The organism is Bacillus sp. TE9106W (assembly GCF_054062215.1).
Window position 1 is genome coordinate 1 of record NZ_JBSSFA010000016.1, and the last position, 23,712, is coordinate 23,712.

At 35.3% G+C, this 23,712-nt stretch carries 16 protein-coding genes and 6 tRNA genes; all 22 read left to right on the plus strand.

Annotation, left to right across the window (positions count from 1 at the left end):
- The first annotated feature begins 15 nt into the window (after positions 1-15).
- The 22 genes from ACVWY7_RS22650 (at position 16) to ACVWY7_RS22755 (ending at position 23,621) form a co-directional block, all read left to right on the plus strand.
- Positions 16-91, plus strand: a tRNA-Val gene (locus tag ACVWY7_RS22650).
- Between the two features lie 17 nt (positions 92-108).
- A tRNA-Tyr gene (locus tag ACVWY7_RS22655) sits at positions 109-192 on the plus strand.
- Between the two features lie 65 nt (positions 193-257).
- Positions 258-332 (plus strand) — tRNA-Gln (locus ACVWY7_RS22660).
- Between the two features lie 5 nt (positions 333-337).
- Positions 338-413: transfer RNA gene (locus ACVWY7_RS22665), tRNA-Lys, on the plus strand.
- 5 nt (positions 414-418) lie between these two features.
- Positions 419-490 (plus strand) — tRNA-Gly (locus tag ACVWY7_RS22670).
- 10 nt (positions 491-500) lie between these two features.
- Positions 501-573 (plus strand) — tRNA-Ala (locus ACVWY7_RS22675).
- Positions 574-688: 115 nt separating this feature from the next.
- Entirely contained in the window at positions 689-1,834 is a 1,146-nt protein-coding gene (locus ACVWY7_RS22680) for a glycerate kinase (protein ID WP_456523986.1), read from the plus strand.
- 209 nt (positions 1,835-2,043) lie between these two features.
- Positions 2,044-2,937 (plus strand): arginase, encoded by an 894-nt coding sequence (rocF, locus tag ACVWY7_RS22685; RefSeq protein ID WP_000711570.1) that lies wholly within the window; start codon positions 2,044-2,046, stop codon positions 2,935-2,937.
- A gap of 248 nt (positions 2,938-3,185) precedes the next feature.
- The gene (gene cdaA, locus ACVWY7_RS22690) at positions 3,186-4,007 is read left to right on the plus strand and encodes a diadenylate cyclase CdaA (RefSeq protein WP_001115700.1); all 822 of its coding nucleotides are present in this window, start codon (positions 3,186-3,188) and stop codon (positions 4,005-4,007) included.
- Positions 4,000-5,481, plus strand: coding sequence for a CdaR family protein (locus ACVWY7_RS22695; protein WP_000359573.1), 1,482 nt, complete (start codon positions 4,000-4,002; stop codon positions 5,479-5,481). Before cdaA ends, ACVWY7_RS22695 begins: the two co-directional genes overlap by 8 nt.
- Complete coding sequence (glmM, locus tag ACVWY7_RS22700; RefSeq protein WP_105989758.1) at positions 5,474-6,820, plus strand: phosphoglucosamine mutase; 1,347 nt, start codon at positions 5,474-5,476, stop codon at positions 6,818-6,820. The genes ACVWY7_RS22695 and glmM overlap by 8 nt, the downstream gene beginning before the upstream one ends.
- 287 nt (positions 6,821-7,107) lie before the next feature.
- On the plus strand, positions 7,108-7,293 hold the full coding sequence (locus tag ACVWY7_RS22705; protein ID WP_001208183.1) for a hypothetical protein: 186 nt from the start codon (positions 7,108-7,110) through the stop codon (positions 7,291-7,293).
- 12 nt (positions 7,294-7,305) lie between these two features.
- The gene (gene glmS / locus ACVWY7_RS22710; RefSeq protein WP_000334149.1) at positions 7,306-9,108 is read left to right on the plus strand and encodes a glutamine--fructose-6-phosphate transaminase (isomerizing); all 1,803 of its coding nucleotides are present in this window, start codon (positions 7,306-7,308) and stop codon (positions 9,106-9,108) included.
- 151 nt (positions 9,109-9,259) lie between these two features.
- On the plus strand, positions 9,260-10,099 hold the full coding sequence (locus ACVWY7_RS22715; RefSeq protein ID WP_061685173.1) for a heteromeric transposase endonuclease subunit TnsA: 840 nt from the start codon (positions 9,260-9,262) through the stop codon (positions 10,097-10,099).
- Positions 10,096-12,252: a Mu transposase C-terminal domain-containing protein gene (locus tag ACVWY7_RS22720; protein ID WP_061685172.1), complete on the plus strand. Its 2,157-nt coding sequence runs from the start codon at positions 10,096-10,098 to the stop codon at positions 12,250-12,252. Before ACVWY7_RS22715 ends, ACVWY7_RS22720 begins: the two co-directional genes overlap by 4 nt.
- Positions 12,227-13,918, plus strand: a complete 1,692-nt coding sequence (locus tag ACVWY7_RS22725) for an ATP-binding protein (RefSeq protein WP_061685171.1) — start codon at positions 12,227-12,229, stop codon at positions 13,916-13,918. Before ACVWY7_RS22720 ends, ACVWY7_RS22725 begins: the two co-directional genes overlap by 26 nt.
- Positions 13,919-13,930: 12 nt before the next feature.
- Positions 13,931-15,784: a TnsD family Tn7-like transposition protein gene (locus ACVWY7_RS22730; protein ID WP_061685170.1), complete on the plus strand. Its 1,854-nt coding sequence runs from the start codon at positions 13,931-13,933 to the stop codon at positions 15,782-15,784.
- The gene (locus tag ACVWY7_RS22735; protein WP_061685169.1) at positions 15,765-17,303 is read left to right on the plus strand and encodes a Tn7-like element transposition protein TnsE; all 1,539 of its coding nucleotides are present in this window, start codon (positions 15,765-15,767) and stop codon (positions 17,301-17,303) included. The genes ACVWY7_RS22730 and ACVWY7_RS22735 overlap by 20 nt, the downstream gene beginning before the upstream one ends.
- Positions 17,304-17,444: 141 nt before the next feature.
- Entirely contained in the window at positions 17,445-20,198 is a 2,754-nt protein-coding gene (locus ACVWY7_RS22740) for a type I restriction endonuclease subunit R (RefSeq protein ID WP_061685168.1), read from the plus strand.
- 123 nt (positions 20,199-20,321) lie between these two features.
- Entirely contained in the window at positions 20,322-20,909 is a 588-nt protein-coding gene (locus tag ACVWY7_RS22745; protein ID WP_061685167.1) for a restriction endonuclease subunit S domain-containing protein, read from the plus strand.
- A 15-nt stretch (positions 20,910-20,924) separates the two neighbouring features.
- Positions 20,925-22,469 (plus strand): type I restriction-modification system subunit M, encoded by a 1,545-nt coding sequence (locus tag ACVWY7_RS22750; protein WP_061685166.1) that lies wholly within the window; start codon positions 20,925-20,927, stop codon positions 22,467-22,469.
- Between the two features lie 3 nt (positions 22,470-22,472).
- Complete coding sequence (locus tag ACVWY7_RS22755; RefSeq protein ID WP_061685165.1) at positions 22,473-23,621, plus strand: restriction endonuclease subunit S; 1,149 nt, start codon at positions 22,473-22,475, stop codon at positions 23,619-23,621.
- Positions 23,622-23,712 lie beyond the last annotated feature (91 nt).

The window sequence follows — 23,712 nt, forward strand, 5'->3', positions numbered from 1 at the left end:
CGGGTCACCACTTTTGGAGGATTAGCTCAGCTGGGAGAGCACCTGCCTTACAAGCAGGGGGTCGGCGGTTCGATCCCGTCATCCTCCACCATATATATTTAAAATGTCGGAGGGGTAGCGAAGTGGCTAAACGCGGCGGACTGTAAATCCGCTCCTTCGGGTTCGGCAGTTCGAATCTGCCCCCCTCCACCATTTTCTTTAAAATAACCTGAGAGGGTTTATTTTTTTGAAAAGATAACCATACTAGTAAATATTAATGGGCTATAGCCAAGCGGTAAGGCAACGGACTTTGACTCCGTCATGCGCTGGTTCGAATCCAGCTAGCCCAGCCATTTACGAGCCATTAGCTCAGTTGGTAGAGCATCTGACTTTTAATCAGAGGGTCGAAGGTTCGAGTCCTTCATGGCTCACCATTTTCGCGGAAGTAGTTCAGTGGTAGAATACAACCTTGCCAAGGTTGGGGTCGCGGGTTCGAATCCCGTCTTCCGCTTAATTACTAAGGGGCCTTAGCTCAGCTGGGAGAGCGCCTGCCTTGCACGCAGGAGGTCAGCGGTTCGATCCCGCTAGGCTCCATCTAATAGAGAAAGCTTACATCATATGATGTAAGCTTTTTTTGTGTTTAAAAAGACAACTTTCATACTTGTCATTTAAAATGGAGAAGACGTGAAAATAAAGGATGGAGATAATTATGAAAGTTGTTATTGCATCTGATTCATATAAAGAAAGCTTAAAAGCTATAGAAGTATGTGAGGCTATTGAAAGAGGTTTTGAAGCAATTTTCCCTAAAGCAGAGTATGTAAAAATACCAATTGGAGATGGAGGAGAAGGAACGGTTGATTCACTTGTTGATGCCGCAAGGGGGAGAATTATATCACTTCATGTAACAGGGCCGCTTAGAGAACGTGTACAAGCCTTTTACGGTATGTCTAAAGATAAAAAGACAGCGTTTATTGAAATGGCAGCAGCATCAGGATTACAACATGTTCCGGTTAAAAAACGAAATCCACTTGTTACAACGACGAAAGGAACAGGAGAACTTATACTACATGCGCTAGACGAAGGCGCTGAGCATATCATTTTAGGACTTGGAGGAAGTGCTACAAATGATGGAGGAGCGGGGATGTTGTCAGCTTTAGGAGTCAGGTTTATAAATGGAAAAGGAGAAGTAATAGAGCCATCTGGTGGAACGCTACATTCGATTGTCTCTATTGATTTTTCACAAATGGATTCACGCTTAAAGCATATAAAGATAGAAGCAGCATGTGATGTAGATAATCCGTTAGTTGGAATAAGGGGAGCATCTTTCGTGTTTGGGCGACAAAAGGGTGCGGATGAAGAGATGATGAAAGAGCTGGATGAGAATTTAAAGCATTATGCGCATATTCTTAAACAATACCTATATTGCGACGTATCTAAAATACCTGGTGCAGGAGCTGCGGGAGGTATGGGAGCAGCTGTTATTGCAGTGCTAAAGGGAAACTTGCGTAGAGGAATTGAAATTGTATTAGATTATACAAATTTTGATAAGCATATAGAAGGTGCAGATTTAATTATAACTGGTGAAGGAAGAATAGATGAACAAACAGCATATGGAAAGGCCCCAGTAGGTGTTGCGGAGCGTGCAAAGCATTTTCACATTCCTGTCATTGCTATTGGAGGATCTGTATCTCCGAATTACACCGCTGTTCATGAAAAAGGAATTGACGCAGTATTTAGTATTACAACAAGTCCGATGACATTAGAGGAGGCATATAAAGTAGCAGAAGAGAATATCGAAATGACAGCGAAGAATATTGCAGCAGTGTGGAAAATAGCATCAGAAAAACACTTCTAAATGGGGGAGTGTTTTTTATTATTATTTAATAATAATGATGGTAGTTGCTTCATTAAGTTAACTTTATACATAGAATAGTCTTAACATTTGGATTTTTAAGCGGATATAAGTGAATAATTTGTATATCCATACAGAAAAATGTCGAGTTGAGTCAGACTATATAAAAGATTTAAAATATTTAGTGAAGGCACAGAAGGGGGATACTATCTATGAAAAAAGAAATTTCGGTTATTGGAGTTCCAATGGATTTAGGGCAGATGCGTCGTGGAGTTGATATGGGACCGAGCGCAATCCGTTATGCAGGTGTAATTGAAAGAATTGAAGAAATTGGATATGACGTTAAAGATATGGGAGATATATGTATAGAGAGAGAAAAAGAAGTAGATGTAAATACAAGCTTAAGAAACCTTACACAAGTTGCAACTGTATGTAACGAATTAGCAAGTAAGGTAGATCATATTATAGAAGAAGGGCGTTTTCCACTTGTATTAGGTGGCGATCATAGTATCGCTATTGGTACATTAGCTGGTGTGGCGAAACATTATAAAAACCTAGGTGTTATTTGGTACGATGCACATGGTGATTTAAATACAGAAGAAACTTCACCATCTGGGAATATTCACGGTATGTCACTTGCAGCAAGTTTAGGGTATGGACATCCCACGCTTGTAGATTTATACGGGGCATATCCAAAGGTGAAAAAAGAGAATGTTGTCATTATCGGTGCACGTGCGTTAGATGAAGGAGAAAAAGACTTTATTCGCAATGAAGGTATTAAAGTATTCACAATGCACGAGATTGATCGTATGGGTATGACGGCTGTTATGGAAGAAACAATTGCATATTTATCTCATACTGACGGTGTGCATTTATCATTAGATTTAGATGGTCTTGATCCTCATGATGCACCAGGAGTTGGAACACCTGTAATTGGTGGCCTATCTTATCGTGAGAGCCATTTAGCAATGGAGATGTTAGCGGAAGCTGATATTGTTACATCTGCGGAGTTTGTTGAGGTAAATACGATTTTAGATGAGCGAAATAGAACGGCAACAACAGCGGTTGCTTTAATGGGTTCTTTATTCGGTGAAAAACTAAAATAAATGTAAGAAAAGCAACTGAGAAGTTGCTTTTTTTATTTGAAAATAGGCGTATAATAATGATTTATATTATACTGTACGATAAGAATGTTTGACATCTTACCAATTTAGACTAAAGGGGGTTGTTTGTAATTGTCGTTTGTTTCATGTATGGTATAATTAACTAGTTGTTGGAAATACATACAGATAGAGCATAAAACAATATTTCAATATATGGATAGAATTGCTCGTAAGTAGGAGGAAGGGTTAGCATGCCTTTTGAAGATACGACCATTTTGAAATATCTTAGTACGGCATTAGATATTGCCGTTGTATGGTTTATTATATATAAGCTAATTCTCATAATCCGAGGGACGAAAGCTGTTCAACTTTTAAAAGGGATTACAGTTATTATTGTCGTTCGGATGATCAGTATTTTCCTTGAATTGCGAACGCTATATTGGCTAACTGAACAAGTATTAACGTGGGGATTTTTAGCCGTTATTATTATTTTCCAGCCAGAATTGCGAAGAGCACTTGAGCAGTTAGGACGCGGGAGTTTATTTTCGCGTACTGGAACTCATGAGGATGATGAGCCTGAAATGGTTGCAACAGCGATAGCGAAAGCAACGGAATATATGGGTAAACGTAGAATTGGTGCGTTAATTACTTTGTCAAAAGAGACAGGTATGGGGGATTATGTAGAAACGGGTATTCCGCTAAATGCAAACGTATCATCGGAATTACTCATTAATATTTTCATTCCAAATACACCTCTTCATGATGGAGCAGTAATTATGCAAGGAAGTACGATTAAAGCAGCAGCTTGTTACCTTCCGTTGTCGGAAAGTCCATTTATTTCTAAAGAGTTAGGAACTAGGCATCGCGCTGCAATGGGGGTTAGTGAAGTTACTGATAGTATTACAGTAGTTGTGTCGGAAGAAACAGGCCAAATTTCTCTAACGAAAAATGGTAAGTTGCATCGTGATTTGAAGACAGAACAACTGAAAGATATGTTGTTAGCTGAATTTAGTGCGAACGAAAAAACGACTTCTTCGTCTTTATGGAATTGGAGGAGAAAGCGTCATGGATAAGTTAATGGAGAATCATTGGTTTTTAAAAGGAATCTCATTACTATTGGCGTGTATGCTTTTTATGTCAGCGACTTTAACTGAAAAAAATACGACATCGGGGATACTACCTTTTGCAAATGATGCGAAAGAAACACTAACTAATTATGCTATTAACGTTAAGTATGATGAAGAGAAATATATTGTAAGTGGTATTCCGGCAGAGGGCGTTAAGGTGAAGTTAGAGGGTCCAAAAGCAGCAGTTGCTACAGCAAAGGCAAAAAAACAATTTGATATACCAGTTGATTTGAGAGATAGCGAAAAAGGAACTTATGAAGTTTCTTTGAAAACGAACGGACTTCCAGATGATGTGAAAGGAACAGTTCAGCCATCAACAATTAAAGTTACTCTTCATGAAAAGGCGAGAAAATATGTTCATGTAGATCTGAAATTATCAAATGAGGATCAGATGCCAGCGGGGGCTACTCTCGAAAAATCAAGCCTTAAACCGGATACTGTTGAGGTAGTTGGGACGAAAGAAGAAATTGAAAGTATTTCATCTGCCAAAGCGTATGTTGATTTAAAAGGTGTTAATAAAACTGTTACAAAAACGCCCGAAGTTACATTATACAATAAAGAAGGAAAACGTTTAAATGTAAGAACGAGTCCATCTAAGATTAGTGTAACGTTGAATGTGGCGACGCAAGCTACGGCCAATAATACTGAAAAAACTGTTCCTATAGCATATACGAAAAAGGGGAGTTTACCGGAAGGATTGGCCGTTACAAATATTAGCGTTGAGCCGAGAGAAGTAACGATAGCAGGTCCAAAAGATATATTGGATAATATACAATCGATAGAGGGGGTCGAAGTAGATCTTAGTCAATTGACAGAGTCTACAACATTCGATACCTCTGTTTTATTACCAAAGGGTGTAACAAGTGCGAAACCAAATCAAGTGAAGGTTTCAGTAGGCGTACAAAAAACAAAACAAACGAAAACAAGAACGATTGATGGTATATCAATTCAAAAAAATGGACTTTCGAAAGACGTTACGGCTCAGTTACTTTCGCCGCAAGATGGGAAGATAAGCGTTGATATTTCAGGAGAAACAAGTATAGTAGATAAAATAACAGCTAATCAAATAACAGCAGTGATTAATCTACAAAATGTGTCTCCTGGGACGAAGGATGTTGCCATTCAAGTGAGTGGCCCTAGTAATATTTCAATAGAGCCAAAACAAAAAAGTGCTAAAGTCACAATTGTGAAGAAAGAAAATCCCGATAAAGAAGTACAGGGTAATGGTGAACAACCAAATTCAAATAATAATCAAGATAATCAAACTGAAAAACCAAAAAATCCTGAACCAGAACCTAATCCTGATCCTGATCCGGAAAAGGAGAAGGAACCGGAACAAAATAAAGATAAAGAAACTAGCCAAGAGCCAACAGTAGATAATCAAAAAGAGCCAGAAAAAGGAGCGAATCATAATGGGTAAATATTTTGGTACAGATGGAGTACGCGGGGTTGCGAATAAGGAGTTAACACCTGAATTAGCGTTCAAAATTGGACGTTTCGGTGGTTATGTATTAACAAAAGATACAGATCGTCCAAAAGTAATTATTGGCCGTGATACACGTATATCAGGACATATGCTAGAAGGAGCTTTAGTAGCAGGTCTATTATCAACTGGAGCAGAAGTAATGCGTCTTGGTGTTATTTCTACACCAGGTGTTGCTTATTTAACAAAAGCGTTAGATGCACAAGCAGGTGTTATGATTTCTGCATCTCATAATCCAGTACAAGATAACGGAATTAAATTCTTCGGTTCAGACGGTTTCAAATTAACAGATGAGCAGGAAGCAGAAATTGAAACTTTATTAGACAAAGAAGTTGATGAATTACCACGTCCAACGGGTACTAACCTTGGACAAGTGAGTGATTATTTTGAAGGTGGACAAAAATATTTACAATACATTAAACAAACTGTAGAGGAAGATTTCTCTGGTTTACATATCGCTTTAGATTGTGCGCATGGTGCTACGTCTTCTTTAGCTCCGTACTTATTTGCTGATTTAGAAGCTGATATCTCAACAATGGGAACTTCACCAAACGGTATGAACATTAACGATGGAGTAGGTTCTACACATCCAGAAGTATTAGCTGAATTAGTAAAAGAAAAAGGTGCTGATATTGGTCTTGCTTTCGATGGTGATGGTGACCGTTTAATCGCTGTAGATGAAAAAGGAAACATCGTTGATGGCGATCAAATTATGTTTATTTGTGCAAAGTACATGAAAGAAACTGGTCAACTAAAGCACAATACAGTTGTTTCAACAGTTATGAGTAACTTAGGTTTCTACAAAGCACTTGAAGCTAACGGTATTACAAGTGATAAAACAGCAGTTGGTGACCGCTACGTAATGGAAGAGATGAAACGCGGGGGATATAACCTAGGCGGAGAACAATCAGGTCACATTATCTTACTTGATTACATTACAACTGGTGATGGAATGTTAAGTGCACTTCAACTTGTAAACATCATGAAAATGACGAAAAAACCATTATCTGAGCTTGCAGGAGAAATGACAAAATTCCCACAATTACTAGTAAACGTTCGTGTAACAGATAAAAAACTAGCATTAGAAAACGAAAAAATTAAAGAAATTATTCGTGTTGTAGAGGAAGAAATGAACGGTGATGGCCGCATTCTTGTTCGTCCATCTGGAACAGAACCACTTATTCGTGTAATGGCAGAAGCACCAACACAAGAAGTTTGTGATGCATATGTACATCGCATTGTAGAAGTTGTGAAAGCGGAAGTTGGCGCTGAATAATTTGATAAATTTATTGAAAAAGGAGCACAAGAAGTGCTCCTTTTTCATATGTTTTATAGATGATGAAAAAAATTTCATTGACGGTTTATCTATGTTTGTTATAAGATGGTCTTGTTCTTTTTCTCAAAGGAAATATTGTAAATTATAGAAGCGCCAGAACTACAAGTAGTGTAGTTGACGAGGTGGGGTTTATCGAGATTTCGGCGGATGACTCCCGGTTGTTCATCACAACCGCAAGCTTTTACTTAAATCATTAAGGTGACTTAGTGGACAAAGGTGAAAGTGTGATGAGAGAAAAGGAACGGATACAAACTAGCTGTATAAGTATATACGGACTTAAACCCAATCGAGAGGAAGGTGAAAGCCGTTACAAGCTTACAGGGCTAGCAATATGTAATCCGTTTTTTAGTATAAATAAAAATGGTATCGGACTATGTCGTTACATGTTCGCAGAGCAGTGTAAGCATTTGTAACGGCGACTAAACATGTGTGGAATCGTAGGATTTATTGGAGAGCAAGATGCAAAGGAAATTTTATTAAAAGGTTTAGAAAAGCTAGAATATCGTGGATATGATTCAGCAGGTATTGCAGTACAAGCAGAGAACGGTGTTGTTGTATACAAAGAAAAAGGCCGTATTGCAAAACTTCGCGAAATCGTAGATGAGAACGTAGCAGCAAGCGTGGGAATCGGTCACACACGCTGGGCTACACATGGTGTTCCAAGCAAAGTAAACGCGCATCCGCATCAAAGTACATCAAAACGTTTTACACTAGTTCATAACGGTGTAATTGAGAACTATGAATTAGTGAAAAAGGAATATTTACAAGATGTAACGTTCGTAAGTGAAACGGATACAGAGATTATCGTACAGCTTATGGAACAACAAGTGAGCACAGGACTAAGTGTAGAAGAAGCGTTCCGTAATACGCTATCTCTTTTACATGGCTCTTATGCAATCGGATTACTTGATGCTGAAAATCCAAACATGATTTATGTTGCTAAAAACAAAAGCCCGCTATTAGTAGGTGTTGGTGACAACTTTAATGTTGTGGCGAGCGACGCTATGGCGATGTTACAAGTTACAGATCAATTTATTGAATTGATGGATAAAGAAATCGTAATTGTAACGAAAGAAAGTATTACAATTAAAAACTTACAAGGTGAAACGATTGAACGTGCACCGTTTACAGCGGAATTAGACGCAAGTGATATTGAAAAAGGAACATATCCTCATTTCATGCTTAAAGAAATCGATGAGCAACCACTTGTAATCCGTAATATAATTCAAAAGTATCAAGATGAAAATGGCGAAATTGAATTAGATCAAGACATTCGCAATGCGATTTTAGATAGCGATCGTATTTACATTATTGCATGTGGAACAAGTTATCATGCAGGTCTTGTTGGAAAACAATTTATCGAGAAGTTTGCAAAAATGCCAGTTGAAGTGCACGTAGCAAGTGAATTCTCTTATAACATGCCATTATTAACAGAAAGACCATTCTTCATTTACATTTCACAAAGTGGTGAAACAGCTGATAGCCGTGCAGTACTTGTACAAACGAATGAAATGGGTCATAAAGCATTAACGATTACAAACGTACCTGGTTCTACGCTTTCTCGTGAAGCTGATTATACACTTCCGTTATACGCGGGACCAGAAATCGCAGTTGCATCAACGAAAGCTTACACAGCACAGCTTGCAGTACTTTCAATTTTAGCAGCGGATATTGCTAAAGCAAAAGGTGAAGTTCTTAATTTCGATTTAACACACGAATTAGGACTTGTAGCAAATGCAATGGTACAACTTTGCGATCAAAAAGAAGAAATGGACGCATTAGCAAAACAATTTTTAGCAACAACTCGTAACTGTTTCTTCATCGGACGTAGCGTAGACTTCTACGTAGGATTAGAAGGCGCGTTAAAGCTAAAAGAAATCTCTTACATCCAAGCAGAAGGATTTGCTGGAGGAGAATTAAAACACGGTACAATCGCCTTAATCGAAAACGGTACACCAGTTATCGCACTTGCTACACAAGAACACGTAAACCTTGGAATTCGTGGTAACGTGAAAGAAGTAGTAGCACGCGGAGCTAACCCATGTATCATCTCAATGAAAGGCTTAGAAATGGAAGGTGACAGCTTCGTATTACCAGCTGTACATGAAGCCCTAGCACCGTTAGTAGCAGTTATTCCATTACAACTTATCTCATACTACGCAGCACTTCACCGCGAGTGTGACGTTGATAAGCCACGTAACTTAGCTAAGTCTGTTACGGTTGAGTAGGAGATTAGTAGGTTAGTAAATATAGTGTAGATTTGAAATAAAGTCGTACCGTTTATAAAAAAGATGTACCGTTTTGAATAAAGTTATACCGTTTATAAAAAAGTTGCACCGTTTTACCCCTTTAGATATGATTGTCTAAAGGGGTGTTTTTATGTCCAAAAGAAAAAGAACATCTGAAATTGAAAAGTGGATTAAACAAGGTCGAGGTTCAGGGATAGGCGCAGATTATAAACCGTGGCTAAAGATTCAAGATGTATCTTCTGAAGGTCGTTCAACTCGTTTAAAAGGAATAAAAACGAGTAGGCAACATGAATTTTTATCGGATTTAGAACGAAACTACTTTTATTTAACTGAACATTCCGATTTTATTATTGATATTCGGGAGCAATTTCCTTTACTACCGTTGGAAGAAACAATTGTCATTGCAGATGAGTTAGGTATTAAGCATCCTACTGACCCTAAAACTGGTGAATCGATTGTGATGACAACGGATTTTTTATTAACAGTGGATAAAGGACAAGGTGTGTTTGAGGTGGCTCGTACAGTCAAAATGAAGGATGAATTATTGAAGGAGCGTGTACTTGAAAAATTTGAGATTGAGCGTGAGTATTGGCAGAGACGAGACATTGATTGGGGTATTGTTACAGAGGAAGAGATTCATAAAATAATGGCACGGAATATTAGCTATATTCATGATTATTACGATATTCGAGATTACGATGCATTTCAGGAAATGAGTTCACAGCTTATCGAGGATTTATCTTTATCATTGATGCAAAGATTACTAAATGATTCACGTAGTGTCCGTACTATTACAAGTGAATTTGATGCAGATACACATTTGCCTTTTGGTAGTAGTGTGACCCTTTTTTATCATTTACTTGCACGGAAAATTATTGTGATAGATATGCTTAAACCACTAAATTTAGAAGAGCCTGTTGATATTAAGTCAATTGATGAAAGTAAGATGAAGAAGGTGAAGTATGGATGATTTATATTAATCAAGTACTTCAATATGTAAAGGATTTTAAGCGAATCCGTGTTGTTGAAATAGAAGGTTCGTATGTTTTTATTGTGGATATTGATGCACATACATCTATGCCTAAAAAAGAGTTATATACCACATTAGTTACAGAAATCGAACAAAAGGAATTATTGGTGATAGCAGATCCTTTCGCAAGAGTTGTAGTCAATAGTGACTTAACAGAAGTGCAAATTCAAAAGCGTGAAGATGATTGGGATACTATTCAAAAATACTGTTTGAAACATATAGATATACTGCTGAAAAAACGTGGAAGAGAGACAAAAATAAAGGAAATTGCAGAAGAGTTAAATGTAACTCCTACTAAGGTGAAAAAGCTCATCAGTCGATATTGGCAGCGTGGTATGAATAAAAATGCTATGCTACCAGACTATGCAAATTCAGGTGGTAAAGGAAGAACGAAAGCTTTAACAAATAATAAGGTAGGCCGTCCGAGAAGGGTAAATATCAGCGGGAATTATCAAACTGGTATCAATATAACAGGTGAAGTGAAGTTACAGTTCGAGCATGCCATTAATAAGTACTACCGCAAGATAAATAACTATTCATTAAAAGACGTATATCATTTTATTCTGCGTGACTTTTATTCAGATCGCTATAAAGAAAATGGTGAAATACAGTATCTAGTATGGGAAACAAATCGAATACCGTCTTATCATCAGTTTTATTATTGGTTTAAAAAATTGGAAGACCCGAAAAAAGATATTCAATTCCGTAAAAGTGCGAAAGAATTTGAACTAAAGCATCGACCAATTTTAAGTGATTCTAAATCTGAGACAAATGGTCCGGGAACTCGCTTTCAAATTGATGCGACAATTGCGGATATTTACTTAGTCAGTTCGTTTGATGTGAATAAAGTGATTGGTCGCCCAGTTATTTACGCTTTAATTGATGTGTATTCACGAACCATTACTGGATTATATGTGGGTTTGGAAGGTCCGTCATGGTTAGGTGCGATGATGACTCTAGATAATATGGTGGCAAATAAAGTTGAGTTTTGTAAAGAATATGGAATTGATATTACAGAAGAACAGTGGCCTACAAAACATTTACCTGAAATCATTATTGCCGATCGAGGTGAGTTTGAAGGCTACTCTGTCGAAAACTTAATCAATAATTTAAATATCAAAATTGAAAATACAACCGCTTATCGAGGGGATTTAAAGGGGATTGTAGAACGTAAATTTCGTACATTGAATGGCAAGGTGAAACAAAAGGCGCCAGGTGCTATTCAAAAAGAATACCGTGAACGTGGAGATAGAGATTATCGCTTGGATGCGACTCTAAGCCTTAAAGAATTTACAGCAATAATTATTACGCTGGTGCTTCATCATAATCATAAAATTATTGATAAATACCCAATGGAAAAAGAAATGATTACAGATGGCTTAGTACCAACTCCAATCAAATTATGGAACTGGGGGATTCAAAATCGTAAAGGAAGACTAAGAGCTGTTGATAGAAATATTCTAAGGCTAAATGTTTTGCCACGAGGAAACGCTACCATTTCTAGAGCTGGTATTAAATTTAAAAATCTATTATATGGTTCAAAACAAGCTGTTGAAGAGCAATGGTACCTAAAACTAAGAAATACGAGTATCGAAATAGTTTACGATCCACGTAACATAGAGAAAATTTATATTCCGCATGATAATGGGATGGATTTCGAGTCTTGTATTTTACTTGAGCCAAGTCAACAATATCGCAACGACCTCTTAGAAGAAATTATTTTCCAACAACAATTACGAAGTGAATTGGAAGAGACCGAACGTTCCAATCAAATACAACTAACGATTAATACAGATGCAAAGATGGATGAAATTATTAAAAAGGCAAAGAACAAAAAACATCAATTTTTAAACGCATCTACTAGCAAAAGAGAAAAAATTTCATCTATTAGAGAAAATAAAAGTACGGAAAAGCAGTTAAATAGACAGCAAGAAAAGTTTGATTTGTCACCAGCGGCTGTTAGTGAGAAAGCAGAAGTAATTGATTTTTCTACAAAAGAAAAGGTACAAAGTGAGCTATCTAAAAAGTCTAGCTCTCGCCTAATGGAAAAATTAAAGAAAAAGCGAGATGAGAAGTTTGGAAAAGACGAATAATCTTGTTCTTAAAGGTGATTTTGAGAAAGCGCATTATAAAGCGCAGGATTTATCTGAGTATCATAATAATCCCTTTATTGAAGTTCTTCCATCAATTTTTGATGAGGATGATGTGCTAGAAAGATTTATGGTAACGCCACGTATTACAAAGCAAGATAAACAAAGTGAAACGAACATTCGCTATCATGTGTTGAAGCGTGTGAAAAACTTCATTCAACCTTTGCCTATCCATTTTGAAGTAGAGCGTCGCCTATCGACTTTAATTCGCCGAGGATATTTAGCACGTAATCCATTAGATAAAACATTTCTAGAGCGTATTCGGGTTTTACACCAGCTAAGAGAAGATGAAGAGGAAGCACATAAATATATTGATGAGCGATTAAATTATATTCGTTCCACAGCAGATAGTTTATCGATTATTGGCATTTCAGGTATTGGGAAAACCACAGCAATTGAGCGTTTGCTACTTATGTATCCGCAAGTTATTAAACATGAAGCTTACAAAAGCCAACCGTTTAATCGTACACAAATTGTTTGGCTTAAAATTGATTGTCCGTATGATGGTAGTTTATCTACAATGTGTAAAGGATTCTTCAAGGCGATTGATGATCTACTCGGTACTCGTTATTTAGAGAAGTATGGTTATTTAAATCGTGTTACGTCAACAATGCTGTTACACATGACTTCTTTAGCCAGTATGTATGGTATCGGTGTGTTAGTTATTGATGAAATTCAGCATTTACTACATTCAAAAAATGACCAAGAAGAGATGTTGAACTTTTTTGTTACATTATCAAATACAGTCGGTATCCCTACCGTGTTAATTGGTACTTCGAAGGCACAACAGTTATTTAAAGGAAACTTTCGTCAAGCTCGTCGCGCAGCAAGTGATGGCGCAATTATTTGGGATCGTATGGCTGAGGACAGTGAGGAATGGGAGTTCTTTTTAGAAACATTATGGGAATTACAATGTTTAAAAACCCGTTCGGAGCTTACTGACGAAATTAAAAAGACGTTTTATGAAGAATGCCAAGGAATTACTTCGGTGGCTGTAAATTTGTTTATTCTAGCGCAGGAGCGAGCGCTATTTGATGAATCAAATGAAAATGAGGTTATTACTTCTCGCGTGCTAAAGAAAACAGCTAAAGAGGATATGAAAATTATTCAGCCGATGCTTAATGCCATTCGTAAAAATGATTTGAAGGCAATGTATAAGTATGAAGATATTATGATTAATTTGGATGATTTGATGATAAACCATAAGCAAAATACAGAGTACGAGGGAAAAATCAAAGCCGCGATGAAAGAACGTCAAAATACGTTGCAATATAAGAGGCAAGATACGATTGAAAGTTTAAGCATTGAAGTTGCTTCACTAGGGATTTTTGATGCATTGGATGCTAATGATATTCGGAAGCTCATAACAAAAGTTGTAGAGAATAAACCTATTGATAGTGACTACAATACTTTGAAGTTAGAGTCTATTCAGCAAGTGCTAGTATTAAATGAAAAGAAGAAAGAACAAAAGTCTAAGAACAGCATTAGAAATGTAAAATTATTACCATTATTAAAGTCGCGAGAACAAGCTATACAGAAAAAGAAACATTCATATGAACTGTTGGCAGCTAATGGCTATATGAAAAATCCATTAGAGGAATTTTACTAGGGGGATGTAAAAATGTTAACATTCTTCACTAATCCATATCCAGATGAATTGATGTATTCAGCGATTGCACGTTATCACTTTTATAGTGGCAATCTTGATTGTAAAGACACATTAGAAGAAGTGTTTCAAAGTCGTTCTGTGATTCCGAGTGTGGAGATTGGTAGCCATTTTGCTATATTAGCTGAGCAACTAGGCTCTAACTATTCTGTTGAGACTATATTGGCTAATCATACAATTTATCCTTATTATGCAATATTTTTAACAAAGCAGCGTCAGCAAGAAATTCTACGAGATGTTGCTAGTAATGGACAAGCACTTTATACAAGACTCGGTATGATTGCAGGTAGCATTTGTAAGAAAAAAGGACTCTATTATTGTGCGGAATGTACGAAATTTGATGTAGGGCAATTTGGAGAGCCATATATACATCGGGAGCATCAGCTACAAGGCATTGATTACTGTCCACACCATGAGGTGCAATTGAGAAAATACCCAGTAGATACAGCTAGCCGTATTGAATACATTCGTTTTGAGTTAAAAAATATGAATCTATCTTCTATTTATAAGGCTGACCCTTTTGCAAAAATTTCAATTCACTTATCAAAACAAGCATATAAATTATTGCAATTACCATTGCATAAATTTTCACGTGAAGATATTAAGCTGAAATACCGTGCGTCATTGTTTGAATTAAATCTGATTACAGTTTCGAATCGAGTACGTCAAAAAGAATTGTATCAAGCGTTTAAAAATAAGTTCCCTAAAGGCTTTTTAGAAAAGTATGAGAGTACTCTAAATATAGCGGATGAGTATAACTGGTTAAAGGTGATTACTCGTAATACCAAGCGCCATGTACATCCTTTTAGGCATTTGTTAATGCTTTATTTCTTAGAACAAGATATAGATGACTTTGTGAATCAAGAGGCTGATGTAGGGCGGTTTGGTACGGGGCCGTGGCCTTGTTTGAATAAAGCAGCAGAACACTATAGAGAATTTGTCATTCCTAGTGTTGAAATTAAAAGAGACTCTAAATTAAAAGTTCCAATTGGTACATTTAGTTGCTCGTGTGGCTTTGTCTATACAAGAAAAGGTCCTGATATGTCTTTAGAAGATCGATTTCGCATAGGAAGAGTAAAAGTATTTGGTGAAGTGTGGGAGTCAAAACTTAAACAATTGTCTAAGAAAGGACTTGGTACAAGAGCAATTGCGAGAGAATTAGGAGTCGATTCCAAGACAGTTAAAAAGTATTTAGAGAGACATGAGGTAGTAAGTAACCAAGCAAAAATAGAGAATAAAGTGTTATTTGAACAGTATAGAAACGAGCTGATAGAAGGTATACAGAAACTCCCTAATTTATCTCGTACAGCTTTGAGAGAACGTTTTAAAAAGCAATATATGTTCTTATATCGGCATGATAAAGAATGGTTGATGAAGAATTTGCCTATAAAACAACAAAAGCTAGATTCAACTAAAACAGCAGACTGGAATAAACGAGATAGAGAATATGTTGCAAAAATAAAAGTGCTCTATAAAGAGTTATTAGCAAAAGAAAGACCTATTCGAATAACGGTTTCAGCGATAGGTAAACGATTAGGAATATTAGCGAACTTGGAGCGTCATGTAGATAAACTATCGCAGACGAAGGAACTATTAGAAGAAATAACTGAGTCAGTCGAGCAATTTCAAATTCGTAGATGTTGTAAAGTGATTGACCAAATGATAACGATGGATGAACCAGTTATACTATGGAAAGTACAGCGTATAGCAGCAGTAAAAACGCATCATTTTCATGAAATAAAACCAAAGTTAGAAGAATATTTAAAAAAGAAACAGGATGTGAGTAACGATGAGAAAACAACAGGTTAAACTGAATAATTGGCCATTTGATGAAGGAGAGCAAGCTCAATTAACTTGGATTAGCTCTCCTTTTTTGCAAGATAAAAAAACGATGATCCAGGCTTATTTTAGAGTGAATGATAGGACTGAAAAATTAGTAGTTGATTGGGGAACATTGCCAGCTTTAGCTATTCAGCATTACTACATGAACGGCGACATTAGTCAAAGTATTCCTCCGTCAGGTATAGAAGAAGTCGAAATTACAATTTATCCAAACACTGTGACCTATTCAGAAAGAGCTTGGAGCATATTTGGTACAAATGATAAAGATGTTTCACGTAGTTTCACTGTTTCATACCGAAATAAAAAATATATCTTGCCCCTTATTGAAGTTGTGCGTAGTATTTTAGCGCCAAATCGATTCTTATTATATCGTTTATTTGAAACGAATTCTTTTCCGCAATATTTTATTGAGCAATACGAGCCCAATAAGCTACATCTAGATTTTTCATCACAATATCATCGTAAGTATACGAAAGACTCCTACTTATTCCAGCTAGTATGGCTTTTAACAAATTCAGATCTAAGACAAGTGTTCGAAAATACAGCTTATACCTTTATTAATACAGGAGTCTTACGATTTGATTGGTTATTCAAGCAACCTATTACCGTTACTGCTGTTGTGAAATCAAGTGTAGTGGGAGGAACTATCCTTCGAATAAAGAGTGTTAAAAATAAAAAGATTCCTTATAAAGAGATTTCATTTACTCATCCAGAGATAGTGCAAAATGAAAGGTCAAGCGAAGCTAAAAAATATACGGTTCACCCAAAGCAGAATGATAGTACTGATGAGTCTGGAATGGAGTTAGATGAAAAAGCTGATGGAACAACTGGTGATTTTGATTTAATAGAAATGGATAATCAAATTCATGAATATGAAAAAATTCCAAAGGTAACAAAAGTTCGTAGAAATTCTAATAAGCAACGAACACAAGAAGATGAAAATACAAAACGTTATTTCATTGAGGATAATGGACGAAGATCTACGGCTGATGTTGGCGGTAATCAGCTTGCAAGAGGAATAGAAAATAAATCTTTATATGAGATACAGGCACAAGGTGAATTATTGGATTTTATTAATTTGCTTAAGGTTTTAGAAGGTTATCCGGAAGTTAAAGCAATTAATGTAGCTACAGGTATATTACCAACAGGGAGTGAAAAGCGAAAATTTAGTTACTTAGATGACGGAATTACAAATCGTAAGTACATAGTAGCTAGTATAGAATTATTTAATGGGAGACAGTACAAAGTTTTGGAAATAGAACGAGAAAGTCGTTCTTTATCTATGTTGATATTGTCCGTAACTATCAGTGTGGAATGGTCTTCGATTATTCAAGACATGTTGTCGGGCTTAGTGGATAAAAGTGGTGTTTGGGCCAAGGAAATGATTATGGGGATAGAAAGAGAAGGTATTGTTGTAAAAAAAGCTAAACACAGTAAGAAAAGCGTTATACATAAAGCTAAATTGTTATTTGAAAAGCTAGTTTGACAAATTATATACTTCTCCATAAAAAAAATTAGAAATTTACTTCGTGGAATATTAATACAGAAATTGTTTTTGGTGGTATGATTATAGATAAATATATTCTGAATATATAAAAGTAGATATGTGGGTTATGGAGGAGTTTAAATGGCATACCAATCAGAAGCACAGTTAGAAAAAAATCTACATAGTCAATTAGTGAATCAAGGCTATACAGCAGTGAAGATTCCTGACTACAATGCGCTACTAGCAAACCTTAGAAACCAATTAAATGAGTTTAATAAACATAAATTAGCAGGGCAGTCTCTTACAGATAAAGAATTTAGAAGAATCTTAACAGCAATTGAAGGGAAAAGTATTTATGATTCTGCAAAAATCCTACGTGATAAATTACTAATTGAGCGTGAAGATGGATCAGAGTTATATGTTGAGCTCTTAAATACAAAAGACTGGTGTAAAAATTTATTCCAAGTGACAACACAGACAACGGCTGTAGGAAAATATGAGAACCGCTATGATGTGACTATTTTAATCAATGGATTACCACTCGTTCAAATTGAATTAAAACGTAGAGGTCTAGATTTTAAAGAAGCATTTAATCAAATTCAGCGTTATCGTCGTCATTCATTCCAGGGATTATATCATTTTCTACAAGTTTTTGTCGTTAGTAATGGTGTGGATACAAAGTATTTCTCTAACTCAGACTATGCAATTCAATTTGGATTTACATTCTTCTGGTCAGATGAAGAAAACAATATTATTACGAACCTACAAGAATTTACAAAATCATTTTTACAACCATGTCATTTAGCAAAAATGATTAGTCGATATATGATCATTAACGATACAGATAAAGCCTTAATGGTAATGCGTCCTTATCAAGTGTATGCAGTGGAAGCATTAGTAAAACGAGCAACTGAAACGAATAACAATGGATATATTTGGCATACGACTGGTTCAGGTAAAACATTAACTTCGTTTAAAGCCGGACAAATTTTGGCGAATGAAGAGAGTATAAAAAAGGTATTTTTCCTTGTAGACCGACAAGATTTAGATAGCCAAACAATTGCGGAGTTCAATAAGTTTGAGAAAGGTTCTGTAGACCGAACAGATAAGACGGATGAATTAATTAAGCAAATCAAAAATCCAATGAAAAGCTTCATTGTAACAACAATTCAGAAGATGAGTAATGCGGTGAAAAATCCTCGTTATGCGAAAATTATGGAGCCGTATAAAGAAGATCATGTGGTATTTATTATTGATGAATGCCACCGTAGTCAGTTTGGTGATATGCGTAAAGATATTGACCATCATTTCCAAAATGCACAGTACTTTGGTTTTACAGGAACACCTCGTTTTGAGGAAAATAAAAGCCAAGATGGACGTACAACAGCAGATTTATTTGAAAAATGTTTACATCACTATTTGATTAAAGATGCGATCCGTGATGGTAACGTACTGGGCTTCTCTGTAGAATATATCAGTACATTTAAATCGAATGTAGATAATAGTGATAATACGAAAGTGCAGGGCATTGATACAGATGAAGTGTTGCATCATTCAACACGCTTGGGAATGATTGCGGATCATATTTTAGACAATCATAATCGACGTGCAAAAAGTAAAGGATATTGTGGGTTATTTACAGTTGATTCGATTCAAACACTAATTAAATACTATGACATTTTCAAAAAGAAAAATCATAATTTAAAAATCGCTGGGATTTATTCGTTCGGCGCGAATGAAGAAAGCGATGGTACAGAAGAACATTCACGTGAAGCGTTAGACCGTATGATTGCTGATTACAATAAAATGTATGGTACAGATTTTTCAACCGATACATGGGATCGCTACTTCTCTGACGTATCGAAAAAAATGAAAAATGCGCAAATTGATATTCTAATCGTTGTAAATATGTTCTTAACAGGATTCGATAGTAAGCCGTTAAATACTCTATATGTGGATAAAAACTTAAAGTACCATAATTTATTGCAAGCTTATAGTCGTACGAACCGTGTAGAGAAAGCGACAAAACCTTATGGGAATGTCGTGTGTTATCGTAATCTCAAAAATGAAACGGATGAAACAATTCGCTTGTTCTCTAAAACAAATTTTGTTGATGATGTTTTAATGAAAAGTTATGACGAGTATTTGGCTAAATTCAAAGAGGCATTACAACAATTACGAGAGGTAGCTGTGATTCCAGAAGAAGTAGATGAATTGGAAAAGGAAGAGGACAAGCGAGCGTTTATTATTGCATTTAAAAATGTAACAAAGATGCTTCAACGTCTCCAATCATTCTCTGATTTTGAATTTGATGAAAAAGAATTAAATATCTCTGAACAATCGTATGAGGATTATAAAAGTAAATATTTTAAAATCTATGAAGGTATGAAAAAAGAGGAAACACAAAAAGAATCAATTCTTCAAGACATTGATTTTGAAATGGAGTTAATGCATACAGATCGTATTAATGTTAGTTATATTATGAATCTAATTGCAAATTTAACATTAGATAATGAAAAAGAGCGAGATAATGAAATTCGTCTTATTAAAGAAGAATTAGATCATGCTTCAGATGCCAAGTTGCGTTTAAAAGTAGACTTGATTAAAACGTTTTTAGACAAAGTTGTACCGCAATTATCAGATAAGGATTCCATTTTAGATGCCTATACCAATTTTGAAAACGAAATGGGTGAAAAAGAAATCGTTTTATTTGCGAATGAAGTTGGTATTGAAGATGGTGTGTTAAAAGAACAGCTTGCGACCTATGAATATTCAAATCTGTTTGAACAAAGTGTCATTATGGACCATCTAACAGGTGGATTCAAAAAACGTAAGCAATCGATAAAGGCTATAAAAGACTTTATTTTAGAACATACAGAAAAATATGGTTCATAGAAGAGAGGGGGGAGCCTCTCTTTTTTGTGTTATTTTAAAAAATATCAAAAAAGTAATCGTTTTATATTGATATTTTTTAAAATATCATTTAGAATGGTGATTGTGAAGAGGGGAGGGAAATGCTTGAAGCTAAGTGACTATGCAGTAGTAACACAAGGAGCATTTATTAATCGGATTGAAACATCAAAGCTAAATGAAGGTAGCGTTCAAGTACAGTTACTTACATTAAAAGAGTTTAATGAAACACTAGGGCTTGATTACCGTATTTCGAAAGATAAAGACCATTCGGTGTTTGTAAAACATGAAAAAATAACACCAGAGCTAAAAACAGATACAAATAGTTTAGTGATGCATACACTTTCTCAAAAAGTGGCATTACTTCCTAAAAAGTATAGTGGCCTTGTGTTAACAAATAATTTTGTGAAAATCACATTTAAAGATCGAGTAGATCTTCACTTTATTGAGTGGTTGATAAATGAACATCCAACGATTCAAAAACAAATTGTACTATTTTCACAAGGAAGTATTATCTCTTCTTTAAAACTATCGAATATAAAAGATATCGAGTTGGTTTTACCTAGCTATGAAAAGCAGCTAATTTTAGGAAAGATAGCTGTATTAAAACGAAAAAAAGAACAGCTTCTAAAAGAGAAAAATAAGCTAGAGCAACAATTAATTCACCAAAAATTAGTCAATTTTACGAAACAATAGGAGGAATAATTAGTTATGACAACAAGTGAAAAACAACGCCAGCAACAAGCTGAATTACATAAAAAGCTTTGGGCAATGGCGAACGATTTACGTGGACAAATGGATGCATATGAATTTAAAGATTATATTTTAGGGTTAATTTTTTATCGTTACCTATCTGAAAAAGTGGAATTTCGTGCAGAAAAATTACTTAAAGAAGATAATGTGACGTTTGCAGAAGCATGGACTGATGAGGAGTATAAAGAAGATTTAGCAGAATATTTAATTGGGGAGTTAGGTTATGTAATTGAACCGCAATATTTATTCTCAAACTTTGTAAAAGAAATCGAAAAAGGTGAATTTGATGTTGAAATGCTGCAAAATGGCGTTAAAGCAATCGAAACATCAACAATGGGTGCAGAAAGCCAAGAAGATTTCCAAAACTTATTTGATGATATGGATCTATCTTCATCAAAACTTGGGCGTACAGTAGAAGCACGCTCTAAATTAATTGCAAAAGTTATTGTGAATATCGCTGAAATTCCATTTTTACAAGATGATGTGGAAATTGATATCTTAGGTGATGCCTACGAATATATGATTTCTCAATTTGCAGCGAATGCAGGTAAAAAAGCAGGTGAATTCTATACACCTCAACAAGTATCAAGCGTTTTAGCGAAAATTGTAACAGCTGGAAAAGAAGAAATTCGTAGCGTTTACGATGGCACATGTGGATCTGGCTCATTATTATTACGTGTTGGTAAAGAAGCGAAGGTATATAAATATTACGGTCAAGAAAAAGTATCGACAACGTATAACTTAGCACGAATGAACATGTTATTACACGATATTCCATATCAACGCTTCGATATTAAAAATGCGGATACATTAGAAGAACCACAACACTTAGATGAACGCTTTGAAGCAATTGTAGCGAATCCACCATACAGTGCAAAATGGAGTGCTGATGATAAATTCAAAGATGATGAGCGCTTTAGTGCCTATGCAAAATTATCACCAAAGTCTAAAGCTGACTTTGCTTTTATACAACATTATATTCATCAATTGGAGGATAATGGTATATTTGCGGTTGTACTTCCACATGGTGTTCTATTCCGTGGTGCAGCTGAGGGTGTTATTCGAAAATATTTAATCGAAGAAAAAAATTATCTAGATGCGATTATTGGTCTTCCGGCCAATATTTTCTATGGTACGGGTATTCCAACATGTATTCTCGTGTTCAAAAAATGCCGTAAGCATGATGACAATGTATTGTTCATTGATGCATCTAATGAATTTGAAAAAGGAAAAAATCAAAACCATTTATCTAATGAAAACGTTGATAAAATTGTTTCAGCATACTTAAATCGTGAGACAATTGATAAATATTCATACACCGCAACTCTTGATGAAATCAAAGATAACGAATATAACCTGAATATCCCACGTTATGTTGATACTTTTGAAGAAGAAGAACCAGTTGATCTAAATGCGGTAGCTAAACGTCTACAAGAAATTGATGGCGAGATTACAAAAGTTGATGAAGAACTAGTAGCCTACTTCAAAGAATTGGGGGTGTAAAATGTGAATGTACCAAATTTGAGGTTTAAGGGATTTAGTGGGGATTGGAAGAGAATATTATTTAAAACACTTTTTGAAGAAAGAAATGAAAGAACGGGTGATATGGAAAAATATCCTTTATATAGTTTGACTGTAGCAGAAGGTATTACTCCAAAGACAGATAGATATAAACGAGATTTTTTAGTAAAGAAAGATGAGAATTTTAAAATTGTTCATCCGAACGACTTCGTTTTTAACCCTATGAATATGACAATAGGTGCGCTTGGATTATTTACTGAAAATAAAGCAGTTTCCGTATCAGGATATTATAATGTTTTTAGAAATATATCGAATTATAAAAACTTCTTCTTAGTTAATTATTTGAAGTCTAACAAAATGATTTGGAAATATAAATCAATTGCTACTGGTAGTTTAATTGAGAAGCAACGAGTACATTATTCGCAATTTATCGAGCTCAAAGAATTGTTACCTTCTACTGAAGAAGCAGCGAAAATTTCTGATTTCTTAGAGCTAATAGATAAAAAACTACAACTCCAACAAGAAAAAATTGATTTGCTGAATGAACAGAAAAAAGGGTATATGCAGCAAATCTTTGAACAAAGTCAGTCAACATGGAGCTTAGTTAAATTACAAAATGTATTTGAAGAAAGATCTGAAAAAGGTTATATAGAATATAATTTATTGGCAGTTACTATTAGACACGGTGTTACAGACCGTGCAGATATGAAAAAAGATACGTCTAGTGAAGATAAATCTAATTACAAGAGAGTTTTACCAGGAGATATAGCCTATAATTCTATGCGAATGTGGCAAGGTGCCAGTGGGCGTTCAAAATATGCTGGTATTGTAAGTCCTGCATATACAATATTAAAGCCAAAGGAAAATGTTGATAGCCTATTTTTTGCATACTTATTTAAAACAGATCGTATGTTATATGAATTTAAAAAATATTCCCAAGGACTTACTTCAGATACGTGGAATTTGAAATACCCTCTTTTAAAAGATATAAAAGTAAAAATCCCTTCTTATGTCGAACAAAAAAGGATATCTAATTTTTTTGCTAAGGTAGATAAAAAAATTCAACTAGAACAACAGAAACTCGAAATCTTACAACAACAGAAAAAGGGCTTTATACAACAGATGTTTATATAATATATAAGAGCATGAATAAAGTTCATGCTCTTTAAAATAACACTCTAAATACTATTATTGGTTATAATAACAATAAATAATAGGTGGAGGT